This is a genomic window from Chordicoccus furentiruminis (assembly GCF_019355395.1).
In the GTDB taxonomy this organism is placed as follows: Bacteria; Bacillota; Clostridia; order Lachnospirales; family Lachnospiraceae; genus Chordicoccus; species Chordicoccus furentiruminis.
Genome location: NZ_CP048829.1, coordinates 1443337 through 1457427 on the forward strand (window position 1 = coordinate 1443337; position 14091 = coordinate 1457427).

Sequence of the window (14091 nt, forward strand, 5' to 3'; positions counted from 1 at the left end):
CCGAAGTTCTGAAAGAATGCCAGCTGCAACCCAAAAAAATCCGGAGCTTTCGCTCCGGATGCGTTCACTCAATATCTAAGCACCTCGGCTTCGCAGACCGCATCAACGCGCCGCCTGCTCAGCTCTCCGCCGGCTTCTTCGCCGCGCGGCGGCCTCCCGTGGTCCGTTTCGCGGTCTTTTTCTCCGGAGCGGCAGCGGTTCCCGCCTTCACGGTCCCTGCCGTTCTGTCCGCCGGCTCCGTCTTCTTTTCCGACGTCTTCGCTCTTGTTCCGGCGCCGGTGCGCTTCTTCGTCTTCTCCTCCTGCGGTGCGGCCGGAGCGTCCGCGGTTGTCCTTGCGGATCCGGTGCGCTTCTTCACCGCGCTCTTCGGCGCTTCTGCCGCCTTCTTTTCCTTCTCCGATTGATAGAGGAATACCAGCGCGCCGTAGCCCGGAAGCCTGAATCCGAAGCTGTAGGGCTTCCCGTCGCATTCCTTCTTCACCGCCCGGAAGGACTTCTTCGTGAAAACGGAGTGGCCTCCGTATTTCGGATCCATCGAGTTGAGGATCAGCTTATAGCTGCCCGGCTCGAAACAGCCGACACGGTAATCATCCCGCTCCACCGGCGTCATGTTGAGGACGAAGAGCAGGTTGTTTTTGCCGTCCGGCGATTTCCGCACGAAGCTGTAGATACTCCGGCTCGCGTCGTCGGCGTTGATCCACTGGAATCCGTTGGGATCATAATCCGTCGCATAAAGCGCAGGATACTTGCCGACCATCGTCCAGAGCGCCTTCACATAATCCTGCAGCTGCTTGTTCAGCGGCTCAGCGAGCAGATACCAGTCGATTTCCCGCTCCTCGCTCCACTCGCGCTGCTGCCCGAATTCCTGGCCCATAAAGAGGAGCTTCTTGCCCGGATGCCCGGCCATATAGGTATAGCCCGCCTTCAGGTTGGAGAATTTATCCTCATAGATTCCCGGCATCTTGCTCCACATCGAGCATTTCAGATGGACCACCTCGTCATGGGAGAGAACGAGAACGTATTTCTCCGCGTACGCGTAGGATGTGGAGAAGGTCATCTTGTAATGATTGCCTTTGCGGAAGAGCGGATCGAGCTTCATGTACTCCAGGAAATCGTTCATCCAGCCCATATTCCACTTCAGCGTAAAGCCCAGACCGTTCTCCTTCTCAACATCTCCGGTCACCTTCGGCCATGCCGTGGACTCTTCCGCGATCGTGACCGCGCCCGGATTCCGGCCGCGAAGCAGCGTATTCAGATGCTTGAAAAATTCAATCGCGTCGAGATTCTTGTTCTCGCCGTACTTGTTGGCGATCCACTCGCCGTCCTTCTTGCCGTAGTCGAGATACAGCATGGAGGCGACCGCGTCCACGCGGAGTCCGTCCACATGCATGAACTCCACCCAGAACAGGGCGTTCGCCAGCAGGAAGTTCTTGACCTCCGGCTTGCCGTAGTTGAAGATCTTTGTGCCCCACTCCGGATGCTCGCCCATTCGCGGATCGGCATGCTCATACAGCGCGCAGCCGTCGAAGTCGGCAAGCCCGCAGGCATCCTTCGGAAAATGCGCCGGCACCCAGTCAAGGATCACGCCGATGCCTTCCCGATGGAAATAATTGATCATATACACAAAGTCTTCCGGCGTGCCGTAGCGCGAGGTCGGGGCATAATAGCCCGTGACCTGATAGCCCCACGATCCGTCGAAGGGATGCTCGGCGATCCCCATCAGCTCGATGTGGGTATAGCCGAGGTCCTTGATGTAATCGGCCGCCCGCTCGGCGAACTCCCGATATGTGTAAAACCCGTCTACGCGCCCGTCGCAGGCCGGATGCTTCATCCACGAACCGATATGACATTCGTAGATAATCATCGGATCCTTGTCCGGATTGAAAGCTGCGCGTTTTTTCATCCAGGCGCTGTCCGTCCATTTCAGATGCGTCAGATCCGTCACGATGGACGCGGTTCCCGGCCGAAGCTCCATCTGGTTGCCGTACGGATCCGCCTTATAGAGCCGTTCGCCGTTCGGTCCGACGATGAAATACTTGTACATGGAGCCGACGCCGATACCCGGAATAAAGACCTGCCATACGCCGATCTCGTCCCGGTTCCCGATCACGTTCGCGTCCGGATTCCAGCCGTTGAAGTCGCCCACCACGGAAACGCTTCGGGCATCCGGCGCCCAGACCGCAAAATATGTGCCTGCCTGACCGTCTATTTCCGTCGGATGCGCGCCCAGCTTCTTATAGAGATCGTAGTGCGTCGCATGCCCGAAATAATACTGGTCCGTCTTAGTAAACTCATATTTGTTTTCCATCGGTACCCACCCCATTTGTTTTTTACAGACAATCCTGCCTCAGATCGCCGGAAGCCTGACAATCTTACCTTATTATAGTATGAAGCGCGCGCGCTGTAAACGCAGTTTCGCTATACAGACCTCCTGTTCTGTCATATTGATTTGTGGTTATGCACAAAATGCAAACTGCACGTTCGGGCATCCTGGCTATGCAAACAGCTGTACCGGGATGCGTCCGCATCCGGATGCATGTCCATAAAATGCATCCGGATGATGTACCCCCGGATGCATGTCCACAAAATGCATCCGGATGACGCGCTCCCGAATGGTTCCGAAGCCGGGTGCATGCCGATAAGATGCACCCCCTCCGGATTTGCGCGTCAGGGATGATACTGCTGGGCTTTCACATAGCGCTCGGCCAGCTCCTCGGTCACGCCTCTGCAGGCGATGATCTCCCGGTAGAAGTGGCCGCTCCGCTTCACGCGCCGCTCGCCGCTTTCAAAGTCCACATGGACGAGTCCGTACCGGCGGCTCTCTCCGCCCAGCCACTCGAAGCCGTCGAGGAAGGAATAATAACAGTACCGCTCCACCGGAAGACTGGTACGGGCGAGCACCGCCAGCTGGTCGTAGAGCCAGAGGCTCCGGAACGAATCCGAGTTGTCGCAGACGCCGTTCGCGAGAATCCAGACCGGCTTCTGACAGATCGCATAGAGCTCCCTCATCGCATCCTCCAGCCCCTGCGGATAGATTTCCTTCCCGCAGTCACTCTTCGGATCCTGCGCCCGCGTCTCGTTGTCGCCGATGCGGACGACATGAGAACGCGTGCAGTAATCGAGGCCGAGGTAGTCGCAGTATGTTCCCTTTCGGAACCGGGCGAGATTCTCCATCGGGAATTGGAAATCCCCGAGAAGGAACGCGCGGGCCGGCAGTTCCTGATAGAGATACTGGCTGATCCGCGCAGCCTGGGACTCCGTCGTGCTGAACGGGTGCAGCGCGGCAAAGGAGCGCATCGCAAGCGCCACGCCGACGCGGGTATCCGTGTATCCCATCGCCTCTCTCATCCGGTGAATCTTCTCATACGCCCGGATGTGGCAGCCCGCCATCACGGAGAGCACGCGGCGGACCGTGATCAGATTGCTGTCTCCCGGCGGAAAGCCGTGACCCGCGTAGCCCATCCAGGCGTAGACGTTCGGTGCGTCGAAGGTGACATAATCCGACACCAGATCGCCGAAGCAGTTGACGACCAGCCCCACATATCTAAGAAAACTGCGCACATTGGCCGGCCGCGTGAACGCGCCTCTCCGCTCGAACCAGATCGGATTCGTAAACTCATGAATCGTCAGTATCGGACGGATCCCGCGGCTTTTCATCGAGATCAGCTCATCCCGGTAATGGTTCACCGCCTCATAGTCGATCCGATCCGGCTCCGGCTGAATCCGCGCCCACTCCACACTGAAACGGTATGTCTGCACGCCGAGCGCGGCCATCAGATCCAGATCGCTCCGGACCCGTTCCCAGTGTCCGGCAGCCCGCCGGCTGTCCGCGCCGTCGCGGATGCGGTCCGTCCGGCTCCATTCGTCCCAGTTCGTCCGGACGAAGCCGCCCTCGATTTCCGTCGCCGTCGAGGCAACGCCCAGCAGAATGCCTTCCGGCAGCCTGTAGCCCTTCATCACAGATCTCCTCTCTGCATCATCCCGAACCTGCTGACGGTTCCGCCCGTCAGGCAGGCGGCCTCTCCGTCGGCGTTTTTTCCGCGGACGCATTCCGTTCACGGGAAAAGGCCGCGCCATCGGGTCAGCGGGAAGCGGAGCGTCTTCGCCGCCGCCCCGCCTCCTCCGTTTTCACCGGATGATCTTCCCTTCCGTCACACTGTAGACGCCGCGCGGCGTGCAGCGGATCTCCGGGATCACCGGCAGTGCCATAAACGACAGCGTCACAAACGGTTCCATATCCTTCGGGACACCCATCCTGTGCGCCTTCGCCGTCATCCGGCGGACCTTGCGGTCCACATAGGAATAGCTCTTATCCGAAATCAGTCCCATGATCGGCAGTTCCAGCGTGTCGAAGACTTCCCCGTTCTCGACGATCGTGTACCCGCCGTGGACCCGTTCCAGTTCCCTTACAGCCGTCAGGATATCCTCGTCCGATGAACCGATCGCGATGATGTTGTGGCTGTCGTGGGAGACCGAGGAAGCGATCGCGCCGTTTTTGAGGCCGAAGCCTCTCACCACGCCGGCGCCGATCTTTCCGGTCGCCTTATGCCGTTCAAACGCCGCGATCTTGTCCAGCTCTCCGTCCGGCGCGAACAGCCCGTCCGGCCCCGCGGGCAGCACAAGATCCTCCCGCTCGGTCAGAATCTGCCCCGGAATCATACGGATCACCGGGAACATTCCGCCGTCCGCCCGGATCTTCAGCTTCTCCGGATCGATCACGCCGAGATGCACCGTATCCAGAAGCTGCGGCGGACAGGGCTTCGGACGGACCTTCAGCATGTCGTCGATCCGGTGTCCTTTGTAGAAGACCATCTGGGCGTTGAATTCCTTGATGGAATCCCAGACGACCAGATCCGCGTCATACCCGGGCGCGACCGCGCCGGTCCGGCGCAGCCCATAGCAGCGCGCCGGCTGAATCGTCGCCATCTTGACCGCCGCGATCGGGCTGATCCCCATACTGACCGCCTTGCGCACGTTGTGGTCGATGTCGCCCTCCCGGCCGATGTCCTCGATGTGCTTGTCGTCGGTGCAGAAGCAGAAACCTTCGGTGTTCGTGTTGTTCTCCACGATTCCTTTCACGATCATCTCGAGATTCCGCGCCGCGCTGCCCTCCCGGATGTGGCAGGTCATGCCCATCGAGCGCTCCTTCATCACATACTCGTAGGTTGTTCCCTCATGATCCGTGGTGATGCCCGCCATCACATAGGCCGCCATCTGCTCGTCCGTAAGACCCGGCGCGTGGCCGTCCTTCACCTTCCCGTCGAAGAGCTCGATCTTCTCGTTCATCGCGGGATCCCCGTTGATGACGGACATGCAGTCCATCACCTCGCCGAGTCCCAGTACACGGCGGTTCTTCAGATACGGCGCCATCTTCCCGGCCGTCAGAATGAAGCCGTTGTCGTCGATCGCGGTCGCCGGAACACAGCTCGCCATCATCACATAGACATGCGCCGGCGAATCCTTTGTCTGCTCCAGAAGATAGTCGATGCCGTCCGTTCCGGAGACATTGGCCGCCTCATGGGGATCCACCATAAACGTCGTCGTCCCGTGCTGCGCCGCCTTGGCGATCAGTACCTGGGGATTGACCATCGTCGATTCAAGATGCAGGTGCGCGTCGATGAAGCCGCTTGTCAGGTACTGCCCGTAAAGATCAATCTCTTCCTTTCCCTCGTAATCGCCGATTCCGACGATCATTCCGTTGGTGATCGCCACATTTCCTTCCTCCACGCGGTCGGTGAAGACGTTGACGATCTTCGCATTCCTCAGGACAAGGTCCGCTTTCTCAAGCTTCTGCGCCGCTCTCGAACAGCCGATGTATTTGTCGAGCTTCATAAAACCAACCTCCCTTTCTGATCTCTGGCAGGATCATCGGATCGGCCGATCCGGGAAAGGCCGCTGCCGTACTCCGCCTTTCCCTGTCCTCCATCCGGTCAATTGTCAGACGCTTTTTCTTATCTTACAACTTGTTCGCATAAAGTGCACCTGATTCTCGAATTTTTAAGAAATGCAGACGGTATCCGCCAAAAAAGAAGCTGCCGCACCAGGTTCGGAACGGCGATGCCGTGCGGGCTTCTCCGAAGAGAATCACACGATATAACCACTTCCTCCTCTGATGCGGCAGCCTCCGCCGTATCACTCCATCGTAATCAGTTCGTACGCCCTTGTCCCGAGCCCGATCTTCTCGCCGTGCGCAAGGGTCTCGCGCCACGCGACGTTCGGATTGCTGTTGGTCCAGTGATCGCCGTGGTCATGCCAGTCGGGCTTCGCCAGATTTTCGCCCAGCTGGCTGCTCCGGATCGGCGCGGCCTTCTGACAGAGGTCGACGCACGCCTGATCGAGCGCCACCGGATCAAAGCTCGCGAGCATGCCGACATCCGGCAGGATCGGCGCGTCGTTTTCCGCGTGACAGTCGCAGTTCGGAGACACGTCGGTGATCAGCGTGATGTGGAAGCAGGGACGGTCCGCGCAGACCGCCGCCGTATACTCGGCCATTTTGCAGCCGAGAATGGAGTTTGCGCTGGCATTATCATTCTCGATGGCGTCGAACGCGCAGGCGCCGATGCAGCGGCCGCAGCCTTTGCAGAGAGCGGGGTCGATCCACGCGACGTGCCGGTCCCCGCGCATATGATTGTAGGAAATCGCGTTCGATCCGCACTCCTTCGCGCACCGTCTGCAGCCCCGGCAGGACTCCTCGATCACATGCGGATGCCCCTCGTTGTGCTGCTGCATCTTGCCAGCCCGGCTTCCGCAGCCCATTCCGATATTCTTGATCGTTCCGCCGAATCCGGTCAGCTCATGGCCCTTGAAATGTGTCAGCGAGATGAAGATATCCGCATCCATCACCGCGCGGCCGATGTAAGCTGTCTTGCAGTACTCGCCGTTCGGCACCGGAACCTCAAGGTCATCCGTGCCGCGGAGACCGTCCGCGATCAGAATCTGACATCCGGTCGTAACGGGATTGAATCCGTTGATATTCGCGCAGTCCAGATGCTCAAGCGCGTGCTTGCGGGAACCGGGATAGAGCGTGTTGCAGTCCGTGAGGAACGGCATACCGCCCTGCTCCTTCACCACGTCCGCCACAGCCCGGGCGTAATTCGGACGGAGATAAGCGAGATTGCCCAGCTCCCCGAAATGCATCTTGATCGCCACGAACTTGCCGTCCATATCGATGGTCCCAATGCCTGCCTTCCGGATCAGTTTCTGCAGCTTCTTCGTCACCGGGACGTCGATCTTCGTGCGAAAATCCGTGAAATACACCTTCGCCTTGTCCATGCATTGCCTCCTTTATTTTGATGCAGGTCATGAGCGGGCGGAACGGTCCGTCCGGCGCCCTGTATCTTGCTCCGCTGCGCGGAGGCGTGGCTTCCCTTCCAGCTTGCGCCAGGGACTGTCAGGCCATGCCGTGCGCGGGGAAATTCTGTCGCTGTCCGGCCTCTCCTCAGGCTGACGCCGCGTAACGTCACACCTCGCGGAGCGCCGCCACAATCGTCTTCGCCATATAGGCCAGCTTCTCATCGGTCATACCCGGATAGACGCCCACCCAGAAGGCGTCGTTCATGATCCGGTCCGTATTCGTCAGCTCTCCGGAAATGCGGTAGCCCGCGTGCTCAAGGTCGCCCGCCTCATACGCCGCCCGCATCTCGTCGAAGCAGGGATGACGGGTCAGATTGCCCGAGAAAAGCATCCGTGTCTGCACGCCGTGATCCTCAATGAAGCGGACGACCTTTTCCCGGCGGCCGCTCTCCCGTATCACCATCAGATATCCGAACCAGTCCGGATCCGAATGCTCGGTCGCGGCGGGAAGAAGCAGTTCCTTCTCCGCGCCGAGCGCGCGGAGCTGCTCCGTCAGATAGCGGAAGTTGTGGCGTCTCCTCTCCGCAAATCCGTCCAGCTTGTCGAGCTGCGCGCATCCGATCGCCGCCTGCAGATCCGTCGCCTTCAGATTCCATCCGAAGTGAGAGTAGACATATTTGTGGTCATATCCCTTCGGCAGCGTGCCGTACTGGCCGTCGTAGCGGTGTCCGCAGGTATTGTCCCGTCCGGACGGGCAGTAGCAGTCCCGTCCCCAGTCCCGCATCGAGCGGACGATCCGGTGCAGCAGCGGGTTGTTCGTATAGACAGCTCCGCCCTCTCCCATCGTCAGATGATGGGGCGGATAGAAGGAGGACGTCGCGATATCGCCGAAGGTTCCCGTGAAACGGGTTTCTCCGTTCAGAGTGTAAGTGGTGCCGAGCGAATCGCAGTTGTCCTCGACCAGCCAGAGGCCGTGGCGTTCGCAGAAAGCGCGGACCGCGCCGATGTCAAACGGATTGCCGAGCGAATGCGCCAGCATCACCGCCCGGGTCTTCGGGGTGTACGCCTCCTCCAGCTTCGACACGTCCACATTTCCGGTCTCCAGCTTCACATCCACGAAAACCGGCACCGCTCCGTACTGAATCATCGGCGTCACCGTCGTCGGAAAACCGGCGGCCACCGTGATCACCTCGTCGCCCTTCCGGATCCGGCGGTCCCCGAGAAGCGGCGACGTCAGCGCGTGAAACGCGAGCAGATTGGCCGAGGAACCGGAATTGACAACACTCACGAAGCGCACGCCCAGCTTTTCGCCGAACTTCCGCTCAAATTCCTTCGTATAGCGGCCTGTGGTGAGCCAGAACTCCAGCGCCGCGTCCACCAGGTTGGTCATCTCGTGCTCATCGTAGACACGGGACGCGTAGGGAATCCGGTCGCCCTCGTGAAACGGCGCCGGCCGGTTGTGAAACGTCCGGCAGTAGGCCGCGACCTCGTCAAGGATCTGCTTCCGGGCCTCTTCCTCCGTCTTGTTCTCAAACATGGCTGCTTCTCTCCTCTTCTTTGAAAAATGCCCGGATCTGCTCCTCCATACAGGCGGGAACGGACGCCGGGTCACGGATCCACACCTTCGACCAGTCCACCGTGCGCCGGACCGCTTCTGCCACGTTCCATCGCGGCTTCCAGCCGAAAGCGGCCTTCAGCTTCGAGCAGTCCAGCTTCAGATAGTTCGCCTCATGGGGACCGTCCGTCCTCTCCGTGTACCAGGATGAGCCCTCTCCCCAGTCCGCGCAAAACAGATCCGCAAGTTCGCCGGTCGTGATCGCGTCCGCCTCGTCCGGCCCGACGTTGTAGCTCCCCGCGGCATCCGGGCGGACATACTGCTCCGCGGCGATCATCAGGTAGACCGCCAGTGGCTCCAGCACATGCTGATACGGCCGCACCGAGTGAGGATTCCGCACAAGAATACGCCGTCCGGCCGTAACCGCCCGGACGCAGTCCGGGACGATCCGGTCCTCCGCGAAGTCGCCGCCGCCGATGACATTTCCCGCACGGGCCGTCGAAACCGCGACGCCCTGCGCGTCGAAAAACGATTTCCGGTAGCTGTGCGTCACCAGCTCCGAACAGGATTTACTGTTGGAATACGGGTCGTAGCCGTCCAGCGGCTCGTTCTCCCGATAGCCCCAGACCCACTCGCGGTTCTCATAGACCTTGTCCGTCGTCACGTTGAGGAAGGAGCGGACCGTGTCGGACCGCCGGATGCATTCACAGACATTCACCGTCCCCATGACGTTTGTCTCATAGGTGAGCCGCGGCTCCCGGTAGGAGGTCCGGACGATCGGCTGCGCGGCCAGATGGAAGACGATATCCGGCTTCGCGAGATCAAAGGCGGCCTGAAGCGCGTCAGGGTCCCGCACGTCTCCCCGGATGGAGCGGATCCGGTCCCCCACGCCGGAAAGCGTGTAGAGATTCGGCTCCGTCGGCGGATCCAGCGAATATCCGGTCACATCCGCCCCGGCCTGCGCGAGAATTGTCACAAGCCAGCTCCCCTTGAAGCCGGTATGGCCTGTCACCAGGACGCGTTTTCCGCGATACAGATTTCTTTCAGTCATTCCGTTCCTTTCTGTGATCCCTGATTCCGTTTCGGGACATGCAGGCCGCGTTCCGGAAGAATCGGGCCGCCGCCGGATCAAAGGCAGCGTGCTCACCGGCTTCCTGCCTCTGCCGGGCAGTGTGCGGCGTGCTCACCCGTCTCCTGGCCTGGCCGGGCGATGAGCGGCGTGCTCATCCGTTTCCCTCCGTATCCGGACGATAAGCGGCGTGCTCACCACCGCTTCCACGGCGCGTTTCCGGAGGCCCAGAGTGCCTCCAGCTTCTTCTTCTCCCGCTGGGTATCCATGCACTGCCAGAACCCCTCGTGCAGATACCCCATCAGCTGCCCCTCATCCGCCAGCCGCTGCATCGGCTCCTGCTCAAGCACGCAGCTGTCTCCGTCCAGATAGTCAAAAATCGCCGGCTCGAAAACCATAAAGCCGCCGTTGATCAGGTCGCCGTCCCTCCGGTTCTTCTCCCGGAACTGACGGACCCGTCCGTCCGGCGCGCAGTCGATGACTCCCTTCTGCTGTGCGAAGCGGATCATCGTATCCGTGGCGATCCGCCCGTGACTCCGGTGAAACGCCAGCAGAGCGTCCAGATCCACATTGGATACGCCGTCGCCGTAGGTCAGCATAAACGTCTCGTCGCCGACATACTTCTTTACCCGCTTCACGCGGCCGCCGGTCATCGTGTCAAGGCCCGTATCCACGATGGTGACCGTCCAGTTCTCCGAGTGACCGTCCAGCACCTTCATCTCATTCGTCTCGAGATTGAAGGAGACGTCGGAGTTGTGCAGAAAATAGTCCGCGAAGAACTCCTTGATGACATACTGCTTGTAGCCGCCCAGAATGATGAAATCGCGGTAGCCGAATGAAGAATAGTACTTCATGATATGCCAGAGGATCGGCTTCCCGCCGATCTCGATCATCGGCTTCGGCTTATACTGGGATTCCTCCGAGATACGGGTTCCGTAGCCGCCCGCCAGAATCAGAACCTTCATACGCCCGTCCTTCCTGCCGGCTCCGCCGACATCGCACATTTCCCGTGTTCGTTCCCGCCTGATCCGCGCTTTTTCCGGCGGCAGGGCCGTCTTCCCGCTTTGTTCCGTCATTGCCTCAGATCAAACAGCCGCAGCGCGTTCTCAAAGGTCGCGCGTTCCACTTCGGCCTCCGGGACCCCCTTGATCTCCGCGACGGCCTGCGCCACCAGCGGAAGGTAAGCGGACGTATTGCGCCCGCCTTTGTGCGGCTCGGGAGCCAGATACGGCGCGTCCGTCTCCAGCACGAAGCAGGAGAGCGGAAGATGCTCCACCACACGCTTCAGCTTCTTTGATCCCTGATAGGTCAGCACGCCGCCGACGCCCAGAAGAAAGCCCAGCGAAGTATAGATCTTCGCCTGCTCAAGCGACCCCGAATAGCTGTGAATGACGCCCGGCACCCGGCTGCCCGCGGCCAGCGCGGCCGCGAAGGCCGGATTCTCCGCCGCGCAGACGGAGGAATCGCCGTACATCGCCTCGATCACGCTCAGTGTGTCGGCGGCTGCATTTCTCGAATGAACGAGGATCGGCTTTCCGAAAGCCATCGCGAGACGGATCTGCTCCCGGAAGCACCGGATCTGCACGTCGTGAGGCTGGATGTCCCAGTGGTAGTCAAGCCCGATCTCACCCACCGCGGCGATCTTCGGATCCTTCAGATCCTCCCTCATCTCCGCCATCACCGCCGGCGTCAGATCCCCCACCTCGTCGGGATGAAGCCCCACCGCGCCGTACGCGAAATCATGCGAATCCGCGATGGCGCGCACGCGGGCGAGACTGTCCGCCGAGGCGCTCACATCACAGATCCGCGTGACGCCGGCCGCCGGAAGACCCGCGAGCACCTCCTCCCGGTCGGCGTCAAACTGGCTGTCGTCATAGTGCGCATGCGTGTCGAAGATCATGGATTCACCCGATCTCCGATCCGCCCGGCACCGTCTCCGGATCCGACGGTGTCATCAGAGACAGCGTGCCGTCCGGCGCCTCCGCGCAGAGAATCATCCCCTCGGACTCAAGGCCCGCCATCTTCCGCGGGGCAAGGTTCGTGATCACCATCACCTTCCGGCCTTTCATCATCTCCGGCGTGTACTGCGGACGAAGCCCCGACAGAATCTGCACGGTCCGGTCGCCGAGATCCACCTGGCTGACCAGCAGCTTCTTTGACTTCTTCACCGCCTCGCAGGTAACGATCTCGCCCACGCGGAACTCGCACTTCGCGAAATCATCGTAAGTGCAGACCGGCTTGTGGGCGAGCGCCGGCTTTGGCGCCTCCGCCGCTTCCTTCGCGGCCGCTTCGGCCTTTTCCTTCGCCTCGGCCTCGGCCAGAGACGGCAGACCCGCCGCCTTCCGCTGCGCGTCGATCTTCGCCATCACATCCTCCATCTTCAGCCGCTGGAAGAGGATCTCCGGCGTCTCCGTCACCCGGTTCTCCGCCGGGTAGTTCCCGGTGCGGGAAAGATTCTCAAACGGAACCGGCTCCGCGTGAATCTGGTCGAGGATCCGGGCGCTTGTCTCCGGCATATAGGCTTCAAGCAGCGTCGCGCCGGTCTGAATGCTGTCCAGCAGGTTGTAGAGCACGGTGGAAAGACGGTCCGAAGCCGCCGGATCCTTCGCCAGCTTCCACGGCTCCGTCTCGTCGATATACTTATTGCAGCGCTTGAAGAGATTGAAAACCTCCGTCAGCGCGTCCGCCACCCGGAGCTGGTCCATCTTCGCGGTCACCCGTTCCGCCGTGGAAGCCGTCACCGCGGCGAGATCTTTGTCGATGCCCTCCGTGTCATGGACGTTCCGGTTCGATACCGCGCCGCCGAAGTACTTGTTGCTCATGGCGATCGTCCGGTTCACGAGATTGCCCATCGTATTCGCCAGCTCGGAGTTCCACCGCTCCACCATCAGATCATAGGAGATCACGCCGTCATTTTCGAAAGGCATCTCATGGATGCAGAAGTAACGGACCGCGTCCACATTGAAGATCTCGGCGAGATCGTCGGCGTAGATCACGTTGCCCTTGGACTTCGACATCTTGCCGCCGCTCTGCAGCAGCCACGGGTGGCCGAACACCTGCTTCGGAAGCGGCAGATCCAGCGACATCAGGAAAATCGGCCAGTAGATCGTATGGAACCGGATGATGTCCTTGCCGATCAGATGAAGATCCGCCGGCCAGTATTTGTGAAATTCATCCGACGAATGCCCGTCCGCGTCGTAGCCGAGACCGGTGATGTAGTTGCACAGCGCGTCCAGCCAGACATAGGCGACGTGTCCCGGCGCGAAATCGATCGGAACCCCCCAGCTGAAGGACGTTCGGGAAACGCAGAGATCCTGAAGCCCCGGCAGCAGGAAGTTGTTCATCATCTCGTTCTTCCGCGACTCCGGCTGGATGAAGTCCGGATGGGTGTTGATGTAGTCGATCAGCCGGTCTGCGTAGCGGCTCATCCGGAAGAAATAAGCCGGCTCGGAGGCGGGCTCGACATCACAGCCGTCCAGCGGGCATTTGCCGTCCACCAGCTGGGATTCGGTGTAGAAGGACTCGCACTCCTTGCAGTACATACCCTTGTATTCGCCCAGATAGATATCGCCCTTGTCGTACATTTTCCGGAAAATCTTCTGGATCTGCTTTTCGTGATACTCGTCCGTCGTCCGGATGAAGTGATCATAGGACGTATTCATCAGGTCCCAGATCCGCCGGATCTCGCCCGCGGTCCGGTCCACATATTCCTTCGGCGTCATACCGGCCGCCTCGGCCCGGTCCTGAATCTTCTGGCCGTGCTCGTCCGTACCTGTCTGGAAATGCACGTCGAAGCCTTCCAGTCTCTTGTAGCGCGCGATCGCGTCCGCGAGAATGATCTCGTACGTGTTGCCGATATGCGGCTTTCCGGATGCGTAGGCGATCGCCGTCGTGATGTAATAAGGTTTTCTGTCAGCCATGTTCTCCGTTTACCTCCCTGAGCAGATGAGCTCCTGTCAGCGCCAGTGCCCGCCGGTATGGCCGGCCGGACGCATACTGCTTTTATCATATCGTATTTGCCGCCGGTGAACAAGACGGAGAGACCGGTCCGCATCTGACAGACCGGATCTCAGCCGCCGCTCGGGCACGCAGACAACGGGAGCTTCCCCGTGCAGAACCGCCTTCCTGGAACGAGCTTTCTCATCCCTTCGCCCGGAGTCTCCCGCACCATCCG

Annotated in this window: 9 protein-coding genes; all 9 read right to left on the reverse strand. The window is 60.4% G+C overall.

Translation table 11 applies throughout. The features are described 5' to 3' along the window. Positions 1 to 118 precede the first annotated feature (118 nt). A complete protein-coding gene (glgB, locus tag G4C92_RS06815; RefSeq protein ID WP_274941817.1) occupies positions 119 to 2308 on the reverse strand; it encodes a 1,4-alpha-glucan branching protein GlgB in 2190 nt (729 codons plus the stop codon). 359 nt (positions 2309 to 2667) lie between these two features. Next, positions 2668 to 3957 carry a family 1 glycosylhydrolase gene (locus tag G4C92_RS06820; protein WP_274941818.1) on the reverse strand — a complete coding sequence of 430 codons (1290 nt, stop codon included), beginning with the start codon at positions 3955 to 3957 and terminating at the stop codon, positions 2668 to 2670. Between the two features lie 171 nt (positions 3958 to 4128). Next, positions 4129 to 5832 (reverse strand): adenine deaminase, encoded by a 1704-nt coding sequence (gene ade / locus G4C92_RS06825; RefSeq protein WP_274941819.1) that lies wholly within the window; start codon positions 5830 to 5832, stop codon positions 4129 to 4131. A gap of 300 nt (positions 5833 to 6132) precedes the next feature. Next, positions 6133 to 7272, reverse strand: a complete 1140-nt coding sequence (locus tag G4C92_RS06830; RefSeq protein WP_274941820.1) for a DUF362 domain-containing protein — start codon at positions 7270 to 7272, stop codon at positions 6133 to 6135. A gap of 187 nt (positions 7273 to 7459) precedes the next feature. Further along, positions 7460 to 8830 carry a lipopolysaccharide biosynthesis protein RfbH gene (rfbH, locus tag G4C92_RS06835; RefSeq protein WP_274941821.1) on the reverse strand — a complete coding sequence of 457 codons (1371 nt, stop codon included), beginning with the start codon at positions 8828 to 8830 and terminating at the stop codon, positions 7460 to 7462. Further along, positions 8823 to 9899, reverse strand: a complete 1077-nt coding sequence (gene rfbG, locus G4C92_RS06840) for a CDP-glucose 4,6-dehydratase (RefSeq protein ID WP_274941822.1) — start codon at positions 9897 to 9899, stop codon at positions 8823 to 8825. The genes rfbH and rfbG overlap by 8 nt, the downstream gene beginning before the upstream one ends. 212 nt (positions 9900 to 10111) lie before the next feature. Continuing rightward, positions 10112 to 10882, reverse strand: coding sequence for a glucose-1-phosphate cytidylyltransferase (gene rfbF, locus G4C92_RS06845; RefSeq protein ID WP_274941823.1), 771 nt, complete (start codon positions 10880 to 10882; stop codon positions 10112 to 10114). 107 nt (positions 10883 to 10989) lie between these two features. Continuing rightward, positions 10990 to 11817, reverse strand: a complete 828-nt coding sequence (locus G4C92_RS06850; RefSeq protein WP_274941824.1) for a TatD family hydrolase — start codon at positions 11815 to 11817, stop codon at positions 10990 to 10992. A 4-nt stretch (positions 11818 to 11821) separates the two neighbouring features. Continuing rightward, positions 11822 to 13837, reverse strand: coding sequence for a methionine--tRNA ligase (gene metG, locus G4C92_RS06855; RefSeq protein ID WP_274941825.1), 2016 nt, complete (start codon positions 13835 to 13837; stop codon positions 11822 to 11824). Positions 13838 to 14091 lie beyond the last annotated feature (254 nt).

Bases quoted from the DNA above. Each gene is read 5' to 3' on its own strand.
- glgB (WP_274941817.1), bottom strand. From the start codon at position 2,308: ATGGAAAACAAATATGAGTTTACTAAGACGGACCAGTATTATTTCGGG.
- G4C92_RS06820 (WP_274941818.1), bottom strand. From the start codon at position 3,957: ATGAAGGGCTACAGGCTGCCGGAAGGCATTCTGCTGGGCGTTGCCTCG.
- ade (WP_274941819.1), bottom strand. From the start codon at position 5,832: ATGAAGCTCGACAAATACATCGGCTGTTCGAGAGCGGCGCAGAAGCTT.
- G4C92_RS06830 (WP_274941820.1), bottom strand. From the start codon at position 7,272: ATGGACAAGGCGAAGGTGTATTTCACGGATTTTCGCACGAAGATCGAC.
- rfbH (WP_274941821.1), bottom strand. From the start codon at position 8,830: ATGTTTGAGAACAAGACGGAGGAAGAGGCCCGGAAGCAGATCCTTGAC.
- rfbG (WP_274941822.1), bottom strand. From the start codon at position 9,899: ATGACTGAAAGAAATCTGTATCGCGGAAAACGCGTCCTGGTGACAGGC.
- rfbF (WP_274941823.1), bottom strand. From the start codon at position 10,882: ATGAAGGTTCTGATTCTGGCGGGCGGCTACGGAACCCGTATCTCGGAG.
- G4C92_RS06850 (WP_274941824.1), bottom strand. From the start codon at position 11,817: ATGATCTTCGACACGCATGCGCACTATGACGACAGCCAGTTTGACGCC.
- metG (WP_274941825.1), bottom strand. From the start codon at position 13,837: ATGGCTGACAGAAAACCTTATTACATCACGACGGCGATCGCCTACGCA.